Here is a 21,134-nt window from a genome sequence, read left to right on the forward strand (position 1 = left end):
AATTCATATTTATCAACCCCGATATTTTTATAACTATATTAATAAATTAAAGTTGCTTAAATAATTAAAGTGAGATACAATAAAAAACCAACGATTTTAGCATTGACGGCTAAAATCGTTGGTTTTTTATTTAGAGTTAATAGAATTGATATGTTTCAAAGGGGTGGTATTTGTGAAAAATGAAAAAATAATTAAAGGCTGTTTAAAGAAATACATAACGATAACTCAAAGTATATTAGTTTTATTTTTAATGACTGCAAACATTGGGTATGCAATAGTCCCTCTTCAAAATGAAGGACTAATTTCAAATGAAAAAATAATAGATTCCACATCAAAACCTATTTTAGGCCAAGCTACAGGAAGTGGTATTTCAGAACTAGAAATAAGTGAAAAGCCAAACTTAAACAAAATAATAGACTCTATCACTAACGGTGGAATAATAAAAGGAGAGGTAATTACAAAACAAGAAAACGATAACTATTTTTATGCAAATGGTAACGGAATAATCACCTATGTTTATAGTAAAATGGCACAAAATCTGACTGCTTCTATTAAAGAAGTAAATAATAAAGGATTAATTAAAGGAAATGCAAGCATAATGGGTGAAAATACAAAAGAATACAAAAATTCACTTAGTGGATATGGAACAGGAAGCACAACGGGAAATGGTAATGGAATTGGAGCTATTTCAGTAAATGATTCATATGATAAAAAAGTTAATGGAGATAATATTAAAAATCTATTATCTACTATAGGGAATATAAATAACAAAGGGTTAATTGTGGGGAAAAGTCAAGTAACTGGAATTGATAGTGGCAAGGGATTTGGACATTCTTTAGGAAATGGGAACGGAATTGTCTCTCTTAGCTCTATGTATAGTTCAAATCGGACACTTCATGTAAATAGTAATATAGGAAATATAAATAATGAGGGTGTGATAAAAGGAAGTGCAGTTGCTGAAGGAAACGCAATTATTTCAATTGGACATGCCTCTGCTAGTGCAGTTTTAGATGATAGTGGAAATGGAATATCAATAACATCTTCTTATAATGGTGGAAAAACTCAAAACTTAGGGAAAGATAGCACTGGATTAAATAGTGTAGGTAATATATTTAATAAAGGAATAATAAAAGGAGCTGCAGAAGTCAAAGGAGCTGGAGCTTACACTTTTTCTCATAGATCAGGAAATGGAATAAGTCTTGGAGTCGATGTTTATGGAAATAACCTAAGAGTATCATCTACAATAAACAATATTAACAATAAAGGAATTATTGTGGGGAAATTAAAAGCAGAAGGAGATAAACCATTTATTTATGGGGGTGGAAATGGAATAAATTTAGGAACTGATCCTAATACAGATTCATCAAAATATAATATTTTAAAAATAGAAAATAGTGGAATAGTTAAGGGAATAAAAGAAAGCGAAAAAGGAAATTATTATTCCTCGGGAAATGGGATAAGTTTTGGTGATAGTAATACTTATGGAAAAATACAAGAAATCGTGAATACTGGAATAATTGGTGGAAATAAAAATGCTATCAATATCAGATTAGTTGAAATATTACAAAATGAAGGAATTTTATATGGGGAAAAAACTACTTCCTATTCACCAACTATATTTAACAAAAAAGGAATCGAAATTCTGTTATCTTCAAATGGAAGTGGTGAAATAAATAATATTATAAACGGGAATGAAGGAACTTCGCTAGATGGAAAAATAATAATCAATGGCCAAAGATACGATGAAAATGGACATGCAACCGATACAGCCAATATAGCTAAAGATAGCTATATTATATCTAACGGAAATGTCTACAGCAATAATATCATAAATGGTGCTGGAATATCTAAAGGAGCCTTAATTGTACAAGGTGGAACACATGTATCAGATAGTATAGTTAATGGATTTAATACAGCAGTATATTTAGATGATCTTTCTCAATTAACAGCAACCAATACTATTTTTAATGGCGGTGGATTAAAAAATGATGTTGCAGTTATTAAAGGAAGCGATAATGACAATGTTGCGAGCATTTTAGGTAACTCTATAATAAATGGTAACGTTGATTTAGGTAACGGAGATGATACTTTAACAATTGCTAATACAGTTCAAATAAATGGTAATTTAGATGGTGGAAATGATCTTGATATTTTAAATTTAGGTGAAAAAACTACCTCTAAAGTAGCTTCTAATCTAAACATATTCCACGAAATTAATAATTTTGAAAATATAAGTACAAATGGGGATATAACTTTATTTGAAGTAGCAAAAGTAACTGGTGCTGATGAGATTAATTTAGAAAGTGGTAACTTAATATTAAGAGTGGATCCTACAATAACTTTAGATGGAAAAGTAACAGGACATGCCTTGTACGGGAATAATGGTACACTATCTAGTACTGGAGGAAATCTAGTAATAGGTTTAAATGGAATAGGAGCTAATACTACTGTTTCAATGGGTGGAACAACAATAACTTCTGGAACAAACGACTCTTGGTGGAAGGATACAGATCATATAAAAACTAACTCACTAGTGTTAGATGGTAAGTTATCAGATGATGGTAAAGATGTAAACATAACTATAAAAGAATTTATACCACTAGAACCATCAAAACCAATTCCTCCTATAGATCCACCAATTGATCCGCCAGTGGATCCACCAACAGTAATAGATTCATTACTTTATGAAAAACTAAATAAAGTATATCAGTCTACAGTAACTGCTGGAGAAATAGGCGCTTTAGCTAACACTACTCTTTTAGAAGATAAAACATACGAAGAATCTCTAGGAGGGTTATTAACGATACTTGACCAAATTTACGCTAATAATCCTTATGCATATACTTTAAAGTCTTCTAGAGATAGTTTAAAGTTATTTGAAGACAACATGTCTTATCTAACAATCAAACCAAAAGAAAATGAATGGATAATTCAAGGAAAAGGAATCTATACTGGTGTTAAGAATGATAATGCTTCTTCAGGAAAAAATTACTACGGATTTGATACAGGTCATAGAAACTACAAAACTACGACTAGTACTTCTGGAGGATTAGCTACATTTGAATATGGACTATCAGATAAAACTTCAATAGGTGGAGTAATCGGAGGAAATAATCAAGATATTAACTTCAAGGGATCAAGTAAAATAAAAGGAAACTCATTATACTTGGGAACGTTTGCAAAAACAGATATTAATAACTTTAAATTAATGGCAGGATTAGGATACCAATACACAGCAGCTGACGCGGATAGATCTGTATCAAATATGTATGACTCGTTTAAGACAAGCGATAAATATGATATCAACTCACTAAATGCTTTTGCTGAAGTAAAATACTCAATCGAAGGAAATGATAACTGGACACTAGAGCCAAAAGCTAGATTAAGTTACTACTACATCGAGCAAGACAGTGTAAATGAAGGATATACTCCAGGACAATTATCAATAGCGGTAGATAAAGCAAATAGTAATACAGCAGATTTAGAATTAGGAATTGACTTAATCAAAAACGTGTATTTACAACAAGGGAAATTAAAAAATATATTCTCATTTGGGATAATAAATACTATCGGAGATAAATCTAAAGAATTAAATGGATACGTTCTAGGAAATTCAAAAGATGGAAACAAATTTGATATTCAAGGAATAGAACTACCAAGAACATCAGGAAAAGTAGCATATAACTTAGAATTAGAACAAACAAGTGGAATGATATATACAGCAGGTGTAAGTATGGAATTTGCAAAAGATTATAACAGAAACGCAAGTGCAACAATAGGATTGGGATATAAATTTTAGAGGTTATTTTAAAGAATAGTAAATGAAAAAAGAGGATTATTAGTCCTCTTTTTTCATTCATTAAGCTATCTATTATGTATTTTGTTTTGGAACAAATAAAATACATAACTCTTGTCCTAATCCTTCAGATATTCTTTTTACAAATTCTAAATTTGGATGTGAACTACCCAACCACTTAGAACTTTCAGTTCTTGAAGTGGGGGCTTTGTAGGAAGTATCTAATTAATTGAAAAAATCATTAAATTTTTTTATAAATATCTCCTCTATTCCCTGCTAATAAAACCTCTATTATAATTAATTCCCCATCAACTACTTTATATATAATTCTATAATCCCTTATTCTCATTCTAAATAAATCTTTATATCCCTTTAACAACTTTACATCTATATTACAATTGCCTCTTTCAATAGATATTATATTTTCTACAAATATTTCTCGAATATTTTCATTTTTAGTAAAAAATTTATCTGATTTTTTAGAATAAGCAAACTCCAATTCTTTTTTTATAGCCATTAAATTTTTATCCTTTTTCTTTTAACTATCTTTAGATCATCATCACTTAATTTAGATAGTTCTTTAACTATATCATTTGTTTCATCACTAGAGGCTTCAGAAAAATTCGTTAATCTATAATAAGGATCTGCTTTCTTTTCTTCTAAAATTTTATTTACACCCTCTCTTATCAATTCACTTACATTACTACCGAATATTTTTGACAAATGTTTTAATTCTTCTATTATTTTATCATCTAATCTTATATTTATACTTTTCATATATTTACCTCCTATATTTCTATATAGTATATACTGTATATACAAATATATCAATATATTCCTTTTAACTTTTAAATAATATAATCATAATAGTGTAGTATGATTATAAATCTTACCAATATTTCTATAATATTAAAATATTTTTATTTTAATATTGATGAGTTTCTATTCATATTAGTCTAAATATATTTTGAAATTAAATTTCATCTCATTTGACATACACATAAATAATGTGTATAATAACAATGAGGTGAACGACATGTCATACAACTCAAAAGACCTCATTCAGTTATTAAAAAATAATAATTGGATTTTGGATAGGATTAATGGGTCTCATCATATTTTTGTCAAAGGGAGTCTAACTATTTCAGTTCCACACCCTAGAAAAGATATGAAAAAAGGAACATATTTTTCTATTCTTAAGGCTGCGGGATTGAAATAATCCCGCTTTAACCTTTGTATTTTAATTTATGCGAGGTGAAACAATGAAAAAAGACAAATATATCTATCCTGCAATATTTGAAGAAGAAGATGGTGGTTTTAATATATCTTTTCCAGATTTACCTGGTGCATTAACGTATGGTGATACTCTAGAAGAGGCCTTATTTATGGCAAAAGATTGTTTAGGATTGTATCTTTATTCTTTAGAATCTAGAAATATTGATATTCCTAACGAAAGTAAGCCACAAGATATTAAAGTTGAACCTACAAGTTTTGTTCAACTAATAGAAGTCTTTATGGCTCCAATTAGAGATGATGAAAATAATAAATCTGTTAGAAGAAATGTAACCTTGCCAAAATGGTTAAATGAATTAGCAAAAAAAAATAAGATTAATGTTTCCGCTATTCTTGAAGCTAGTTTAAAAATGAAATTAGGAATATAAAAAAATGAAGGGGATTCCCTTCATTTTTTTAAACTCAGCACTCGTCTTAATTTCCATTCATTGTTTATTTTTTCAAATACTTTTACTTCTCTATTTTTGTTTAATTTGTCTATTAACTCCTCTACTATTATATCTTCATCCTGTAAAGAATTTACTATTTTTTCAAATATTATCGTACCTTTATTTTCTAGTAACAAAATTCTATATTGAATCTCTTCCATATTAATCAACCTCTTTTTTTTGTAAGTTTAACCATTTGTCTAATGTTGGTCTTGAAATATTATAAAATTTTGCTACCTTTACTTTTTTAAATTCAAAATTTATCATTGTTTCTTTTAAATCTTTTGGTATCTCTTTTTTAGGTTTTTTATATTTACCTTTCTCTTTTGCTATAGCAATTCCTTCTCGCTGTCTCTCCAAAAGAATCTCTCTCTCAAATGTAGCTATCCCACCAATCACTGTCAACATAAGTTTGCCAGCAGGTGAAGATGTATCTATACTTTCTTTCAAACTTTTAAAAGTTGCTCCTTTAGCTGTTATAGATTCTGTTATTTCTAATAAATCTTTTGTATTCCTAGCCAGTCTAGAAAATTCAGATACAATTACGACATCTCCTTTTCTTATAAAATTAAGCATTTCTTTAAGTTTTGTTCTATCTGTATTTTTTCCAGATTTTTTATCTATAAAAATTTCTTCTGCTCCATTTTCTTGAAGCGATCTAATTTGTCTTTCTTCATTTTGATCTATTGTTGAAACTCTTGCATATCCAACTTTCACATTTTCCCCTTTTTATTTTTATTTTACATTTTTTGTAATAAATAGTCAATGACTTAAGTTACAAAGAGTAAATTTATACAAATTACAAAGTTAGTTTACATAACAACTATGTTTGTTTGATATGAGCAAAATAGGGTCTACCTTGTTTTACAGTTTTCAATAAATTTAAAATTCAAAAAATAAAAAGAAGTTCTTTAGCTACAGACTAAAAAACTTCTTTTTATTCTTATTTGTCTTCCACTTTTCTTACTACATACACTAAATGTTCTTCGTTTAATTCTCTATTATTTTTATATAAATTTCTTATATATCCCAATCTTAAATGACCCTCTAATAAATGATGCGGATTCCCTAACATTTCATTATTTTTAACTAAAATACTTTTTTTATTTTTTAAAATTATTATTGGAGAAGGCCAAGTCCCATTTTTATAAATATACTTTTGCAAAAATGAAGATGGTTTATCTAAAATTTGTAAGCCTAATGGATCAATGATATGTTCCATCTTATAAGAATTTATTTCATTTATAATTTTTTTGTTATTCCATTTTTCTAAAGAAAATTTAAATTTATCAAACTGGAGAAAAAAATAATCATCTATTTGATCATTATGCCTATATAACCATTCTTCCAGTACTTCTTTTGGCCAATTTGGCAAAATGTTATGTATTCGCTCAAAATATCCTTCAAAACTCTCATTTTCATTTTTATATAAATCCATTTCTTTCATAAACTTATACACTTCTATTTTTATCATAAAGAAAACAGGTCGTAAGATGATCATTTACCACTCCTATTGCTTGCATGAAAGCATACACTATTGTTGATCCTACAAACTTAAATCCTAGTCTTTACTAATCCTATCTGAAAGTAGAGTTGTCGCAGGTAAATCTTGTACACTTTTCCAGTGTCCAATGATAGGTGTATTGTTCACATAACTCCAAATAAAAGAATCGAAACTGCCATATTCATCTTTAATATCAAGAAACAGTCTGGCGTTATTAATAGCAGATTTAATTTTCAATCTATTTCTTATTATCCCTTCATTTTGCATTAGTTCTTCAATTTTTTCATCGTTATAAAGAATTATTTTTTTGGGATCAAAATTATCAAAAGATTTTCGATATGCTTCTCTTTTTTTTAGAACTGTTATCCATGAAAGTCCTGCCTGCATAGTTTCTAAAATCAACATCTCAAATAGTATGTTATCATCATGTACTGGTCGCCCCCATTGATTATCATGATAATCAATATATATTTGTGTGTCTCCAACCCATCCACACCTTGATTTGCTACTCATTTTATTATCTCCTTTTTTAAATTTCTAACCATAGTTTACTGAATTTTTTCATATTTTTTAATTTGTTCTCAAAATCTATAAATTGTTTGTTTTAATCGGTGGTAAGGCATATATTTTGTTCGTCTTTTAGATTTTCTTAATATTCTTAATTTACTATTTTTCCAACTATAACTTCATATATCTTTTTAGTAGCAATACAATATATAACCTCTATTATGAACTACCAAATATCTGACTTATTAAGTATTGAATCTTTAAGAATTTCCTGTAGTAATTTCATACTCTGAACTTGATATTCTGTGATGAAATCTTGAATAATTTTTTTCTAGATTCAGAAATTGTTCTTTTTCTTGTCATAGAAAACTCCTAGATTTTAATGATATTACACCATTAATCTAGAAGATTTGCAATTACTATTTATATAAAATTATTTGTTTTCAATGTGGCAGTTATTAGTTTGTTTTTATTAGGAACATATAAATTTTATTATAAAGAAACCAAAAAAATATAGAAATAGTTAGAGATATTATAAGAGAAGATGAAAAATATTTATGGAATAAAAAAGATAGGTAGTTTGTATAGCAGTGTTTCAGAAATTTCTATATTTTTGATAGGATAGATAGCAAAAATGGTATAATGAAAAAGAAAAGAGAGGATTGATACAACATAATCCTCTCTTTTCTTTTTCATTGTCATAATTCTTGTTTCTTCATTCTAACTTTAGACATTTTTAGATTATCTTTTCTCCACAATAATCTTCTATTGATTTTTGATATTTTTTAGTGTAATTAAATTAATAATAAGAGTTACTACTATACCGAAGTAACTTCTTTCAAATAAATTAGTGGAGATTCATCGTCTTCTAATATAGAGCAATATTCTTTAAATTCACATGTTTTGGGAATTTTATCTAACGCTATTGATGCTGACTCCATAGAATCCCACCAAATTAACTCTATCCATTTATTTCCTATACAATCTTTTGAAAGTGAACGTTTTATAAATCCATTAACTTCTCGTTTTAATGCCTCTTCAAAAGCTTTAGATAATTTTAGTATTTTTTCCTCGGTAACTTCCTTTTTAATTTTAAATGTAAGCATTTCAATAATATTGTTATTCATTAAGATTCTCCCTCTAAAAAATGATATTTTTATAATAATGTAAAATTTTATAAACTATTGCATTATTATAAATTGTCTACAATTTAATCTGCAATATTTTTTATTAGATTTGATAGAAAGTTTTAATTTAAATTGCAGATTCATTTTTTTAAACATATAATTATTACAAGCACTAGCCTCCCCCGGCTATTATTAGCTCTATATATTAATAAAGTCATCTATATATATAGATGACTTTATTAATATATAGAGCTCTTTTTCAAGGTTATAAATAATTTTATTTTTATTAAAAATTTCCAGATAGTTTTCTCTCACAATCAACTAATAAAATTTTCAAGAGGTTACAATATGAATATCAAATATAATGACGAAAATATTGAGGTTTTACTACTTAAATTTAAACCAATATTCTTATATTTTTCGAAAAAATTTTATATTAACGGATTTACTAAAGAAGATATTTTTCAAGAAGCTCAACTAGCCTTTCTTAAAGCTATAAAATATTACGATCCAACCAGAAATATTAATTTAAATACATTTATTTTTTTCTGTATTAACAGAAAACTTGTAGTTTTAATAACTAAACATAATAATAAAACAAATTTTATTAATTCTAATTTAAAATTTTCAAGTGATTATATTCAAAATTTTAGAAGTAAAAATTTAACTTGTGAACATCAGCTTATCATTAAGGAATTCATAAATAATATTATGTTATATGCCTCGTTAAATTTTACAGATTTAGAATTTAAAGTTTTTCAATTAATGGCAAAAGAATTTCATTATTTAGAAATTGCAAAAATGTTGAAACTCGAAGTAAAATCAATAGATAATGCAATTCAAAGAATTAGAAAAAAATTAAATAAAAATTTTAATTATAACAATATTTTTTAAAGTTCTTATAAAGGACTAGGAGGTGGTATAATGAAAAAAACGATATTAATAGGAGTGGTTATTTTATTTCAAGGATGCTCATCTTTTATACGAAAAGAAAGTAAGAAAGAAGAATTAAAAAAATTAAACCACAAAATAAATATTAGTGAAAAAATAAAAAATGAAAATTTAGAATTTATAATTTTATGTTAAACTTCAAAATAAATATTAATATAAAAATATATTGTAGATTAAAGAAATTAAAATTATACTAAATGAGTTTCATAAAATAAGGAGGGGTTATGTTAATTTTTGGATTATTGTTAATTATTATTGTTTTAATATGTTTAAATGTAAGAATAGTATCTCAATCTCAAGCCTATGTAATAGAAAGACTAGGTGCATTTAAAGCTACATGGGGTGTTGGAATTAATGTTTTGATTCCGTTTGTTGATAGAATAGCGAAAAAGGTATCTTTAAAGGAACAAATATTTGATTTCCCACCACAACCTGTAATTACAAAAGATAATGTTACTATGCAAATTGATACTGTTGTTTATTTTCAAATAGTTGATCCAAAACTTTATGCATATGGAATAGAGTATCCAACAAGTGCAATAGAAAACCTAACAGCGACAACTTTGAGAAATATAATAGGTGAAATGGAATTAGATGCAACTCTAACTTCAAGAGATGTTATTAACACAAAGATGAGAGCCGTATTAGACGAAGCAACTGATCCATGGGGAATAAAGATAAATAGAGTATAACTTAAAAATATTTTACCTCCAAAAGAGATACAAATAGCTATGGAAAGACAGATGAAAGCTGAAAGAGAAAGAAGAGAAGCAATATTGATAGCAGAGGGTCAAAAAAGATCAGCGATTTTAGTTGCAGAAGGACAAAAAGAATCTGAAATATTAAGAGCCGAAGCGGAAAAGTTAGCAACTATATTAAGAGCTGATGGTCAAAAAGAGGCTACGATTAAAGGTGCTGAAGCAGAATCAGAGGCTATAGTAGCTCTTCAAAGGGCTAAAGCAGAAGGAATAAAAGCTTTAAATGAAGCTATGATAACAAAGGAAGTACTAACTTTAAAAGGAATGGAAACTTTTGAAAAAGTTGCAGATGGGCAATCAACTAAGTTAATAATCCCTTCAGAAATTCAAAATTTAGTAAATTTTAGTTCGATATTTAAAGAAACTAAATAACGAAAGAGATTTATTAAAAATTAAAGTTTAATACCCACTCGTAAAAAAATTAAAAATGAAGAGGACTCTTAATATTAAGAGTCCTCTTCATTTTTTGATTAGAAAAATTCTGTTTATCTATTACTTTTTCTCTAGTAATAAATTATATAGAACAGCAGCTATTATCGCTCCTAAAATAGGAGCTACCCAAAATATATATAATTGCGAAAGAGCTTCACCACCAGCTACTATAGCAACTGCTGTACTTCTTGCAGGGTTTACTGATGTATTTGTAACAGGAATACTTATTAAATGAATTAAAGTTAATCCCAAACCAATAGCTATTGGAGCAAATCCTTTAGGGGCTTTTTCAGATGTTGATCCAAGAATTATAAATAAAAACATCATAGACATCACTATTTCACAAACAATTCCTGATACAAAAGAGTATTTATTTGGAGAAAGATTTCCAATTGTATTTAAAGCAAACCCATTATTCAAATCAAAACTAGGAAGTCCTGATGCTATCAAAAATAAGATATAAGCACCTACGATTCCACCAATGACTTGACTAATTATATAAGGAATAACTTCATTTTTATTAAATCTACCTGCTACAGTTAACCCAATAGTAACTGCAGGATTTAAGTGACATCCTGATATATGTCCAATTGCATATGCCATCGTCAAAACAGTTAATCCAAATGCTAACGCGACACCTACAAACCCTATTCCTAATTCAGGATAAGAAGCCGCTAAAACAGCACTTCCGCATCCTCCTAACACAAGCCAAAATGTCCCTAAAAATTCTGCAAATAATTTTTTCTTCATATTTATTGTTTCTCCTCTATGTAATTTATTTTTATAACTACCACTTATTAAATTAACTTTAATATATAACATGAAATTAATAATAACCTTTATTTTTAGCATCTGCAATTTGTTTTTTATCATAATAAGTCTTTTGATAATTTATTGGTTACAAAGAATTTAAAAAAAAAACAACTAAAACTCTTTATTCAAAAAGAGAATTAGCTGTTTAAAATTTTATTATATTCAAAATCTATAAAAAATTAAATATTTGTTCAGTTACAAGAGTGGGGTTTTCTAGGTTTGAAATATGGCCTGCTTTGGGTATGATAACAAGCTTTGATCCTTTTACTAAGTTATTCATTTCTTGACTTTCAGGTATTGGACGAGGAATATCTTCCTCGCCAACCATAAATAAAGTGGGGGCCTTTATTTTGTTCAGATCTCCTAAAAGATCCTCCCTTCCAAAAATAGCTTCACCGAGTGTGACAATAGTATTTATATTAGAAGTATTTTCATTCGTTAATTTTTGCTTGAAATACTGATATAGATGACCTTTATTTTTATTCTCCTCTTTGCTAAAAAACATAGGAGTAATGGTATCTATAAGATTTTCAGGAATATATCCTAATTTTTTTATCATTTTCAACATTTCAAAGTAACTATATTTAGTTTCAGGAGCTTCAGCTCCTGAATATCCATCTAAGAGAATCATTTTTTTGATTCTTTCACTATAATTTAATCCAAGATATGCTCCTAGCATAGCACCAACTGATAGACCGATGTAATGAAATTTATCTATGTTTAGTATATCTGCAATTTCTATAATATTATCTGTAATGGTAGATAGAGAACAGTATTCATCTTCGTTTAATGGATCAGATTCACCATGACCCCATAAGTCGATAGAAATACATTGGTATTTCTTAGATAACTCTTGAACTTGTGGATTCCACATATTTTTATCCCAAAGATACGAATGAATAAAAAATATTGGTTCTCCATCTCCCTTGATTTCAATATTCATATTTTTATTATTTTTTAAAGTTATAAACATGTGGCCTCCTAATATATAAATACTCCTGATGACTTACTTTTAGTTTTAGTTTTCTCTACAGTTCTAGAGTTTGTTTGTATATTAGAGTTGGTTATAGTTGAACTACTCATTCCGTTAGTTCCATAAGGTTGTATATAGCTTTCTTTTTTTGTATTTTCTACGGTATTAGATGTTGTTGAACTTGTCTTATGAGTTTTAGTTTGAGTATTAAAGTTATTATTAAAGCTATTGAAATTATTATTGTTATTGTTTTGATTGTATAAACTAGTAGCTAAAATAGTATTAGCTACTAGATTCATATCTAGTCCACTACTTCTATTATCATATGGAGCAGAGGTACATCCTGATAAAATTAAAAGAGATATAAACATCATATTTACTTTGTTCATCTTTATTGTTCCTCCCTATTTCTTAGAATATATTTGAAATAGCATTAACTAGTTCATGTTGTAGTACTGGAGTAGCTTCTTCGAATTTTAAATTAAATTTATTGGCAGTACTCACTATACGAGTCTGATATTTATTCATATTTGTAGTATCTTTAGAAGTTGCTGCTGCTACACCACGAGTTCCTTGTTTTATTAGATTTATATTATCATTAGAAACTATTTTATTTGTTCTTTCACTAACAACTAAATCAGTTATCATAACATAATAAGTATCTTCTATAAGAGCGTCTGCTGCAATTCCTGCAAGTCCACCAACTGCTCCTAATCCAATTGCAGAATTTAAAGAGCCAGTATTGTATCCACCTAAAGCAGCTCCTACTCCAGCACCCATAAGTCCAGACTCAGCTGGTTTACTTTCTTTTAAATCTTCTTTATTTAATTTCAATACATTCACTTGTAACCAATAATTAGTGTTATCAGGATTGTTTGTTATTTTATATCCTTTTGAAAGTAGAACTTGGGCTATATCCTTTTCGATACTTAAAGTTTTTGTTGTTGTATTTTTTATTTGTAAGAACACAGTTTTATTTTTAATCAATGATGGATTTAACCATATAGTTTCGGACATTTGAGTTTGTGTTTCTAGATTTCTTTTTTTTATAACTGTATTAACACTACTGCATCCTGTTAAAAAAAGTAATGAAACAACAGTTGCTATAAATAGTTTTTTCATAATTTTCTCCCCTTTGTATATCTGTATGTTAAATTTTATTTATTATATATTGAAATCTTTGTATAAGGATAAAATTTACACTAATTATACATATTTATTCATAAAATCTTAAATTTCTTACATTAATTATTTTTTATTATTCTCTTATCAGAATTTAGATTTTAAAGTATAATTAGAAAAATACTATTTTAAGATAGGAGCAATTTTGAAAAAGAAGATAATATTTGCAATTGGAATTATTACAATTATCTTAGGTATATTTCTATTAAGTTTTTCTAAGGAGAATAAAGATTTTATATATGTGATACCTAAAATAAAAAACTTTGAAGTACTGGAAAAAAATATTGGAAAATATCAACTGATATCTTTAGATAATCCAAGTAAAGAGATTGATATTGAACAAAAAAAGTTTTTAAATGGAAGCCTTTTCTATAATGTTCCTAATGGAAGTTATCTTTTAAAGGGAGAATATGCTGGAGAGACGGAAGCAATAAGCTTTGTTAAAAATAAAGATTGGGAAAAAATTCAAATAGGACTTGAGGGAATGAAGTTCTCAAAACACCAGAAGATTTTTTTAAATATCTTAACAATTTGTCTTATACTCTTAAATCTTCTAATATTTATGAGTGTCAAAGAAAGGTTTAGGCAAAATAAAGATTTAAAGATTATCTTTATATTATTAATAAGTAAAATGTTTTTTAGCTTTAGAGGTAGTTTTCAAACAGATTTTTTTACACTCATTGAGTATATACTGACTAGAGTATTGCTCTATCTACTTATTTTTTACTTCTTAAATAATATTATTAATAAAAAATATAAAAAGTTTAGAATCTTTATTTGGATTAGCTTGGCTATAATCTACATTTATAACTTTATCTTTGTATTAATGATATATTCACCTCAGTTCTATGTATATCTAATAGAAAGCCATAGTGATTTTTTAAATGGAATAAGATTAGTTAGGAAAACAATTGATTTAACTAGAGTTATATTTATAATATCTATATTTGAGTTCTTAATTAAAAAGAGAGAAATTCCTAAAAGGCATTACTTATATTGGTTTATTATTGGAATAAGTTATTTTGTCTTAGAATTTTTCCATGAGATTTTTCCAACACAAAGAAACCTATACTACTTTATTGAGTTAATGGAAATTGTCTTTATATTTTGGTGGTTAGTATTCAATACTCTAAAATCATATACAAAACAGACAATAAGAGTTATACGGTATATTTTAGGAGTGACATTAGCTTACATATCTCTTTTTTATTTTAAATCTTTAACAGAACCAACAGTGATTTTACTTACAATAATTATCTTAGATTTTTATACTATAACTATTAATCAAATTATGTCTGTAAAAAATGAAAAGATAGAAAAGATTTATAATAGAATGTGTTTGGCTCAAAATATAAAAACTTTTGAGGTACAACTTAGAAAAGAGATACTCAAGAATATAAGTACTATTGATGTCAAAGTTAAAATCTTTATTGATTTTGATGACTATAAAAAATATATTATAGATCAATCTGATAACAACATATTCATTTCGAAAGAGTATCTTTTAATAGATAATTATGATTTGGCATTTAGGGTAGAATTTAATGAAAATAGATACATCGGAGCTATCTTTGTTAAAGAAAACGATAATTCTTTATCTTTTGAAGAGTATAACTTCCTTTTAGAACTTGCAAATAAGATATCTAGTGCTATGAGCCAAGTTAGAATTAACTCTTTATATACGGAGTTGATTTAATATGATAAAGATAGGAATTGATGTAGATAACAACTTAAAAGTTTTACTTAGTGATGTTTTGAATTATGATTTTATTGATATTAGACAAAAAGATATTTTACCTGGAGAGATAGATCTATTAGTTATTGATATTAATAGTATTGATTTAGAAGAAAAAATATCAACTTATTTTAATTTGAATATATCTATAATTATTTTACTTGGAAAAGAAAATATTCGTGAGATGAGAGAGTTTTTTCTAAAAGGAATAGTTAAGGACTGTATTTTAAGACAAGATATTTTTGAACTGGAAGAAAGTATTCAAACACAAATTAATATAACATATGGGCATACATCTTTCTATTTATCTGATACTTACAAAAGAGCTCTTGTGGAGTTTTCTGATGTTAACTATATAACTTATTCTAGCACCACTAGAAAAACAGAGTTTCATTTGAAAAGAAATGAGATATTTTCTATAAAAAGAAATTTCTCTGAAGTAGAAGAAAGACTTATGTTAACTAAGACATTTTTTAAACTTGATCGTGGAACGATTATAAATATATCGCTTATAAAATTCCTAGATTATAAAGAGGAGCAAATTGTTTTTAAAACAGGAGAATTTATATATACTAGTAAGATGAAATTAAAAGAATTAGAAGATAAGTGTAATTTAAAAGAAAGAGCTATTATTTTTTAAAAGGAGATATATAGATTATCTCCTTTTTATTTTTTAAATATACATTTTTTTAAAATTTCTAAATTATAAAGTAAAAGAGGTAAGATATCAACTTCTTTCAAAAAATTAAATCCAGATTAGAAAATATAATAGTAATAATTTTATTTTTTTCCTCTATATCACAAATTCTTTTAACTTTCTTCAAGATTTCATTATATACAAATCATGGATTGAAGTTATTTAAATATCATAGATTAATTTGGATGACTTTCAATTTTTTTTAATGACTTGGATTTCTTCGTTGCACTCATTTATAATGTATTCTGGTATTAGTTCATATTTACGTGGATTTAATTGAAATAAATAATCATTTTCTATATGAAAGGTTTCATTTATAAATTTTCTCAATATTCTATATATTTGTAATTTTTCATAGTTATTTGAAGATAGTCGCATTTTGTTTAGCGTTTTATTCAAGATTTTATTGGTATGCTATAACATACGCACTAGTTATTTAGGGATTAATAACTTTTAAATACTATGGAAAAACATTCCCTATATTTCAAATTTTCAATACAATTTGGAAAAGTTATATTAAATTTTGGTGGTCTTTATAAAGGGGGAAGTTATGATTTTAGATTAAAAGGTTTAGTAATTAAAAAAATGCTTGCAAAAAAAGATTTCTTAGATAATTTCTCAAAATGGACTATAAAAGAATTAGAATATGGATCATACATAGGATTATATGAGTGTAAATATTTTAGTAATAAAAATATCCCAGATAATTTTATAGATCAATGCTATTTAAAAAAATATAAACTATTTAAGTTCAATAAAAGAAGAACTAAGATTATTATTTTTAAAGTAAATTAAAATTAGAGGCTGCCTAACTAAAGATAGCCTCTTTTCTTATTTTAGCATTTCCTATTCTATCATAATCTAAATAAATTTATTTAATAAGCTATATTAATATCCTCATAATAATATTTGTCAAAAGTTGGAATACATAGTACTTAACACCCTCTATAATAGCATCTAAAAGGTGCTGGTACCATATAAGCAGATTCCATATAACTAATTCACTTGAAAAGCCTTAAAACAGCTAATAACTAACCATTCTCTTATTCTAAGATTCTTGTCATCTAACTTACGACTATTATATTAATTGAATGTGCAACCCTGTATTTAACAATTATAAAAATATACACTCAACTAAAAAGTAAAGCATTGCATTAAATTAAGATATCTTTATATTAAATAATCTTAACTTATTCATTTGTTTTATTAATGATAGTAGTACATACAAACGTATATAAACAAACGATAAAAACGAGTTAATAGTATATTAAAAGGCTATTTTTATACAAATAACAGGTACATGGTTTATTAGATAAGTAATAACTGTAATGAGTATCTGTGAAGATTTCATATCTGAACGAATACTCATTTAAATATATAGCTTACTTTTAAAAAGAGTAGATAATATTTATCAAGATGAAGCAATTCAATTGGTAAATATTTTAAATATCGAAAAACAAAGAAGTGGATTTAATTATGAAGTTTATATATTACAAAATATATCGAAAATCTATTGAACAATTTTCAAATTTATTAGAATACTTGTTATCTTATTTTCTGATTATGTATATTTTTCAAGTTTTTTTATAGAAATAGTTGGTATGTAATGTATCAACTATTTTTTAGAATTGTATTTAAAGCTTAATTTTTAATACTATCCAATTCACAATTTTTTATTGTAGATTTAATAAAATATAGGATACTATAAAGTATAATCTAATTTTATATTCATTATACTAAAAGGGGTATTTATGGCAAAGAAAAAAAAGATTTTAATAGGAATAATTGGAACTGCTCTTTTTGGAATAGCTTTTTCATTTATTCAAAAACCACTCAATAATAGAAAAGTATTAAATGTGATACAACAAGAAATCCCAGATGATAAATTTTATTTTATTAGAGGATTAGATAGAGATAGAAGTTTAAGTACAAATATACGATATAGGGGTATTGTATATAGTGATAAATTGAAGGCTGCTGAGTCTTTTAGTGGTATCCAAGTAGCTTTGGAGAATTTAAATAAAGCTCATTTATATGGAAGTGAATTTAAAAGGCAATATGAAGGAGCATTAGCTTATCCTTTAGCAACAGCTCCAATGAAGGAAAATGCTAAAAAAATATTTGGTAATGATATTATAGTCTATGTGGATTTTCCTATGATTTGGGATTTAAAAGGTCAAACAGAATTTGTACAAAATAATATAGGAAAAGAAACAGATCAAATAGCAAATATGACAGGATATATAGATGTATTTGTTGATGATATTACAAAAGTGGATATTGATGAATATAAAAAGAAACTTTTTGATCTTCATCAAAAGTTATATAAAACTTATAATATTGATAGCATACTTCATCTTGATGTACAAGATAAAAAATATTTAACACATGAACAAATTGAATCTAATATATTTTATATTTTTAAAGATGAACCTAAAGTAAAAGAATTATTAAAAAAACATAAGGAGAATAGAAATTTAAATGCCGATGAACTTGGATATCTTACAAGTTACTTTGTTAAATATTTTGAAGATGAACAAGCTTCTAAAATTTCTTTTGAAGCTTACTCTTATTTTGTAAAAAAATATCAAGATATTAATGTTATATTACCAAAGGAGATGAGAAAAATTGATTAAAGATATTGAATATGCTTTTTTTTCACAATTATCATACTTAAATTGGAATAAATTAGATAAAAATGATTTTAAATTTTATAAATCTTATCAAGATAAAAAATTAATAGAATTTTTAAATTTAGAATCTCAAGTTTGGAATAAAATAAGAACACCATTTTATGATAAAGAAAAGAATTTAGAAAAAGTTTAAAATGGTGTTCTTATGTATCATGAGGAAGATAAAAGACTTTTTGGCGTTTATGGAATTGAAAAAAATAAGGACAATTCTAAATTAATGAATCCCTTGTATAATTTTGATGGTTGGCAATTTATTTACAGTGCCGATGGAAAGAAAATTCAAAAAGATTATTTAGATGTAAATAGTTTAAAAGAAACTGGTTTTTTTGCTACTGCTTTTATGAAAGATGATAATATTATAATTGCATATAGAGGAACAGATGAAGGAATAGATCACCTAGGGGTTAATCTATCAATTGGAATTAATAAAGTTCACAATCAGTTAATTGAAGCTGTTTGCTTCTATGAATATGTAAAGATAGAATTTGGAAAAAATAAAACTATATCTTTTACAGGGCATAGTTTAGGTGGAGCTTTAGCTCAATCAGCTTATCTATATAGCGGTAAAAACAATACTACCGTTACATGGAATGCTTTAGGTTTTGGAGATTTTGAAAACAAATTTAAACTTGATAATCAAAGTTTCAGTTCATTTCTTAGTAAAATATATGAACTTCGATTGCCTGAGTTCTCACCAGAATCAATGATACAAGTTGATACAAATAAAATCTTACTTGAGAAATGGAAAAATTATAAGATAGAAGATGTTACAGAGGGAAAAGTTTATGAAAGTATATATTCAACTTTATCAAAGCCAGATAGCACTCAAAATTATCGAGAACTACTAAAAAAAGATACCGCAATGTTAACAATGCTTCTAAGATTATCGCATAACTATAGTCAAAATAAAGTTATTATAAATAACGATATAAAAAACTATTATATCAAATATGACTTAGTTCCTAAAATAAAAACTAGAATTGGAAAAACCGTTATAATTCCACTTCAAAAAGAAGAAAACGATAAGAAAAAAATTCCAGAATTAACAGCCTATCATAGTGTCAATCTTTTCTTATTGTATATGTCACATGATGGAAATATAGATAATACTAGAATGAACTCAGTATTCCTAGACAATGCTGTTAAAACTAATTATTTAAATTTAAGATCAAAAGATAGGCTACAAAATATTTTGAAATCTGGTACAAAAAATATAACAGAAAAAGATTCAATTAAAAACGACTTGAAAAAATATTGTTTAAGATTAGATATAACAACTAAATCTAGTAATATAGAAAACCTTTTAGATTTATTTGGTGAAGATGTAAAAAAAGATTTAAGTGATGGATTCTTTTGTAAATGCGAATACAAAGAATATTCCAAGGATGAAAAAGCTCATAGAGGTAACTTTGATGGATGCTTTACTCTAGGTCAACTTAATAATACTTCTATTGGTGGTATTATTGGTGGACAACCTGAAACTATTGAAAAAGAAAGTAAACCTCAACCAAAAGAAGAGGAGCCTGTAGCTAAGACTAAACCAAAAGGAGAAGATAAATACAGAATTAAAGAGGGCAATGCAACAGTTACCGAATACAATTTATGTTCAAATGTAAGGAGATAATATATTATGAAAGCAAGATTATATATTCTTAATGGAGATATAGGAATAGAATTACAAAACTTAGCAGCAATAGAAAAAGAGGATATACTGATATCTAGTGATGAAATTTCTTCATATGCAATAAAATATAATCCTATAGACAGTGATGCGGAGTGTAATGTTTCAAAAAATGTATCATATATTATAAAAGGAAAAATTATATCAAAAGTAAAAGACACTCAAAAAAAGAATAGTGATTTTTTACTTGATAATACAGAATTTGATAGCTCTTGGAGTAAAATTCCACAAAGGTATTATGATGATGTAAGAAAGTTAGTAACTAACACATACTCTGGTTTAAACTTATCTACAGATAGTTTAAATGATAATGTAGCTAAATTAAATTCAAGAAATTTAATAAAATTAAAGTATTGGATGAACGCCTTCTTTAAAGTTCCGGAAAGAACAGCAATATTAGAACTTATTAAGAATGGTTATACTGAGCTCCATGTGTTAGAAAATGCCTATACTTATTTATTAGAAGAAAAAGGAACTACAGATGAGGGGAATGGAGAATTTAATTTAATAATCAAACAAAAGAAAAAAATTGATAAAAAATATATAGTGAGCATATCATAAGAG

Annotated in this window: 22 protein-coding genes and 2 pseudogenes; 13 read left to right on the top strand and 11 right to left on the bottom strand. The window is 26.4% G+C overall.

Annotation, left to right across the window (positions count from 1 at the left end):
• The first annotated feature begins 172 nt into the window (after positions 1–172).
• Positions 173–3,799 carry an autotransporter outer membrane beta-barrel domain-containing protein gene (locus H3N56_RS13550; RefSeq protein ID WP_185881238.1) on the top strand — a complete coding sequence of 1,209 codons (3,627 nt, stop codon included), beginning with the start codon at positions 173–175 and terminating at the stop codon, positions 3,797–3,799.
• Between the two features lie 238 nt (positions 3,800–4,037).
• On the opposite strand, the gene H3N56_RS10980 is transcribed toward H3N56_RS13550, so the two are convergent.
• A complete protein-coding gene (locus H3N56_RS10980) occupies positions 4,038–4,313 on the bottom strand; it encodes a type II toxin-antitoxin system RelE/ParE family toxin (protein ID WP_221893484.1) in 276 nt (91 codons plus the stop codon).
• Positions 4,313–4,573: a ribbon-helix-helix domain-containing protein gene (locus H3N56_RS10985; protein ID WP_185881239.1), complete on the bottom strand. Its 261-nt coding sequence runs from the start codon at positions 4,571–4,573 to the stop codon at positions 4,313–4,315. The genes H3N56_RS10980 and H3N56_RS10985 overlap by 1 nt, the downstream gene beginning before the upstream one ends.
• 259 nt (positions 4,574–4,832) lie before the next feature.
• Here H3N56_RS10985 and H3N56_RS10990 point away from each other — a divergent pair, with 259 nt between their 5' ends.
• Both H3N56_RS10990 and H3N56_RS10995 read left to right on the top strand, forming a co-directional pair.
• Entirely contained in the window at positions 4,833–5,015 is a 183-nt protein-coding gene (locus tag H3N56_RS10990; RefSeq protein WP_185881240.1) for a type II toxin-antitoxin system HicA family toxin, read from the top strand.
• A gap of 43 nt (positions 5,016–5,058) precedes the next feature.
• Positions 5,059–5,457: a type II toxin-antitoxin system HicB family antitoxin gene (locus tag H3N56_RS10995; RefSeq protein ID WP_185881241.1), complete on the top strand. Its 399-nt coding sequence runs from the start codon at positions 5,059–5,061 to the stop codon at positions 5,455–5,457.
• A gap of 20 nt (positions 5,458–5,477) precedes the next feature.
• On the opposite strand, the gene H3N56_RS11000 is transcribed toward H3N56_RS10995, so the two are convergent.
• From H3N56_RS11000 to H3N56_RS11020, 5 genes and pseudogenes are all read right to left on the bottom strand, one after another.
• Entirely contained in the window at positions 5,478–5,678 is a 201-nt protein-coding gene (locus H3N56_RS11000; protein ID WP_185879715.1) for a hypothetical protein, read from the bottom strand.
• 1 nt (position 5,679) lies between these two features.
• Positions 5,680–6,234, bottom strand: a complete 555-nt coding sequence (locus tag H3N56_RS11005) for a recombinase family protein (protein ID WP_185881242.1) — start codon at positions 6,232–6,234, stop codon at positions 5,680–5,682.
• 226 nt (positions 6,235–6,460) lie between these two features.
• A complete protein-coding gene (locus tag H3N56_RS11010) occupies positions 6,461–6,964 on the bottom strand; it encodes a hypothetical protein (protein WP_185881243.1) in 504 nt (167 codons plus the stop codon).
• Between the two features lie 4 nt (positions 6,965–6,968).
• A pseudogene (locus H3N56_RS11015) lies at positions 6,969–7,534 on the bottom strand (DNA-3-methyladenine glycosylase I).
• 812 nt (positions 7,535–8,346) lie between these two features.
• Entirely contained in the window at positions 8,347–8,655 is a 309-nt protein-coding gene (locus H3N56_RS11020; protein ID WP_185881244.1) for a hypothetical protein, read from the bottom strand.
• Between the two features lie 348 nt (positions 8,656–9,003).
• Here H3N56_RS11020 and H3N56_RS11025 point away from each other — a divergent pair, with 348 nt between their 5' ends.
• The 3 genes and pseudogenes from H3N56_RS11025 (at position 9,004) to H3N56_RS11035 (ending at position 10,736) form a co-directional block, all read left to right on the top strand.
• Positions 9,004–9,549: a sigma-70 family RNA polymerase sigma factor gene (locus H3N56_RS11025; protein ID WP_185881245.1), complete on the top strand. Its 546-nt coding sequence runs from the start codon at positions 9,004–9,006 to the stop codon at positions 9,547–9,549.
• Between the two features lie 30 nt (positions 9,550–9,579).
• Complete coding sequence (locus H3N56_RS11030; RefSeq protein WP_185881246.1) at positions 9,580–9,741, top strand: hypothetical protein; 162 nt, start codon at positions 9,580–9,582, stop codon at positions 9,739–9,741.
• 89 nt (positions 9,742–9,830) lie between these two features.
• Positions 9,831–10,736 (top strand): annotated as a pseudogene (locus H3N56_RS11035) (SPFH domain-containing protein).
• A gap of 120 nt (positions 10,737–10,856) precedes the next feature.
• On the opposite strand, the gene aqpZ reads toward H3N56_RS11035, so the two are convergent.
• The 4 genes from aqpZ to traT all read right to left on the bottom strand — a co-directional run bounded on the left by aqpZ (position 10,857) and on the right by traT (position 13,704).
• The gene (aqpZ, locus tag H3N56_RS11040) at positions 10,857–11,546 is read right to left on the bottom strand and encodes an aquaporin Z (protein WP_185881247.1); all 690 of its coding nucleotides are present in this window, start codon (positions 11,544–11,546) and stop codon (positions 10,857–10,859) included.
• A 232-nt stretch (positions 11,547–11,778) separates the two neighbouring features.
• Positions 11,779–12,582, bottom strand: coding sequence for an alpha/beta fold hydrolase (locus H3N56_RS11045; protein ID WP_185881248.1), 804 nt, complete (start codon positions 12,580–12,582; stop codon positions 11,779–11,781).
• A gap of 8 nt (positions 12,583–12,590) precedes the next feature.
• Positions 12,591–12,971 carry a hypothetical protein gene (locus H3N56_RS11050; RefSeq protein WP_185881249.1) on the bottom strand — a complete coding sequence of 127 codons (381 nt, stop codon included), beginning with the start codon at positions 12,969–12,971 and terminating at the stop codon, positions 12,591–12,593.
• Positions 12,972–12,993: 22 nt separating this feature from the next.
• Positions 12,994–13,704, bottom strand: a complete 711-nt coding sequence (gene traT, locus H3N56_RS11055) for a complement resistance protein TraT (protein WP_185881250.1) — start codon at positions 13,702–13,704, stop codon at positions 12,994–12,996.
• Between the two features lie 205 nt (positions 13,705–13,909).
• Between traT and H3N56_RS11060 the strand changes: the two genes are divergently transcribed.
• From H3N56_RS11060 to H3N56_RS11090, 7 genes are all read left to right on the top strand, one after another.
• A complete protein-coding gene (locus H3N56_RS11060) occupies positions 13,910–15,460 on the top strand; it encodes a hypothetical protein (RefSeq protein WP_185881251.1) in 1,551 nt (516 codons plus the stop codon).
• 1 nt (position 15,461) lies between these two features.
• Positions 15,462–16,139 carry a LytTR family transcriptional regulator DNA-binding domain-containing protein gene (locus H3N56_RS11065; RefSeq protein WP_185881252.1) on the top strand — a complete coding sequence of 226 codons (678 nt, stop codon included), beginning with the start codon at positions 15,462–15,464 and terminating at the stop codon, positions 16,137–16,139.
• Between the two features lie 519 nt (positions 16,140–16,658).
• Positions 16,659–16,991, top strand: a complete 333-nt coding sequence (locus H3N56_RS11070) for a hypothetical protein (RefSeq protein WP_185881253.1) — start codon at positions 16,659–16,661, stop codon at positions 16,989–16,991.
• Between the two features lie 956 nt (positions 16,992–17,947).
• Positions 17,948–18,832: a hypothetical protein gene (locus H3N56_RS11075; RefSeq protein WP_185881254.1), complete on the top strand. Its 885-nt coding sequence runs from the start codon at positions 17,948–17,950 to the stop codon at positions 18,830–18,832.
• Positions 18,825–19,022, top strand: a complete 198-nt coding sequence (locus tag H3N56_RS11080) for a hypothetical protein (protein ID WP_185881255.1) — start codon at positions 18,825–18,827, stop codon at positions 19,020–19,022. Before H3N56_RS11075 ends, H3N56_RS11080 begins: the two co-directional genes overlap by 8 nt.
• 12 nt (positions 19,023–19,034) lie before the next feature.
• The gene (locus H3N56_RS11085) at positions 19,035–20,513 is read left to right on the top strand and encodes an Mbeg1-like protein (protein WP_185881256.1); all 1,479 of its coding nucleotides are present in this window, start codon (positions 19,035–19,037) and stop codon (positions 20,511–20,513) included.
• Positions 20,514–20,519: 6 nt separating this feature from the next.
• Entirely contained in the window at positions 20,520–21,131 is a 612-nt protein-coding gene (locus H3N56_RS11090; protein WP_185881257.1) for a hypothetical protein, read from the top strand.
• Positions 21,132–21,134: the final 3 nt, after the last annotated feature.

This window comes from Cetobacterium sp. 2A (assembly GCF_014250685.1).
Classification (GTDB): domain Bacteria; phylum Fusobacteriota; class Fusobacteriia; order Fusobacteriales; family Fusobacteriaceae; genus Cetobacterium.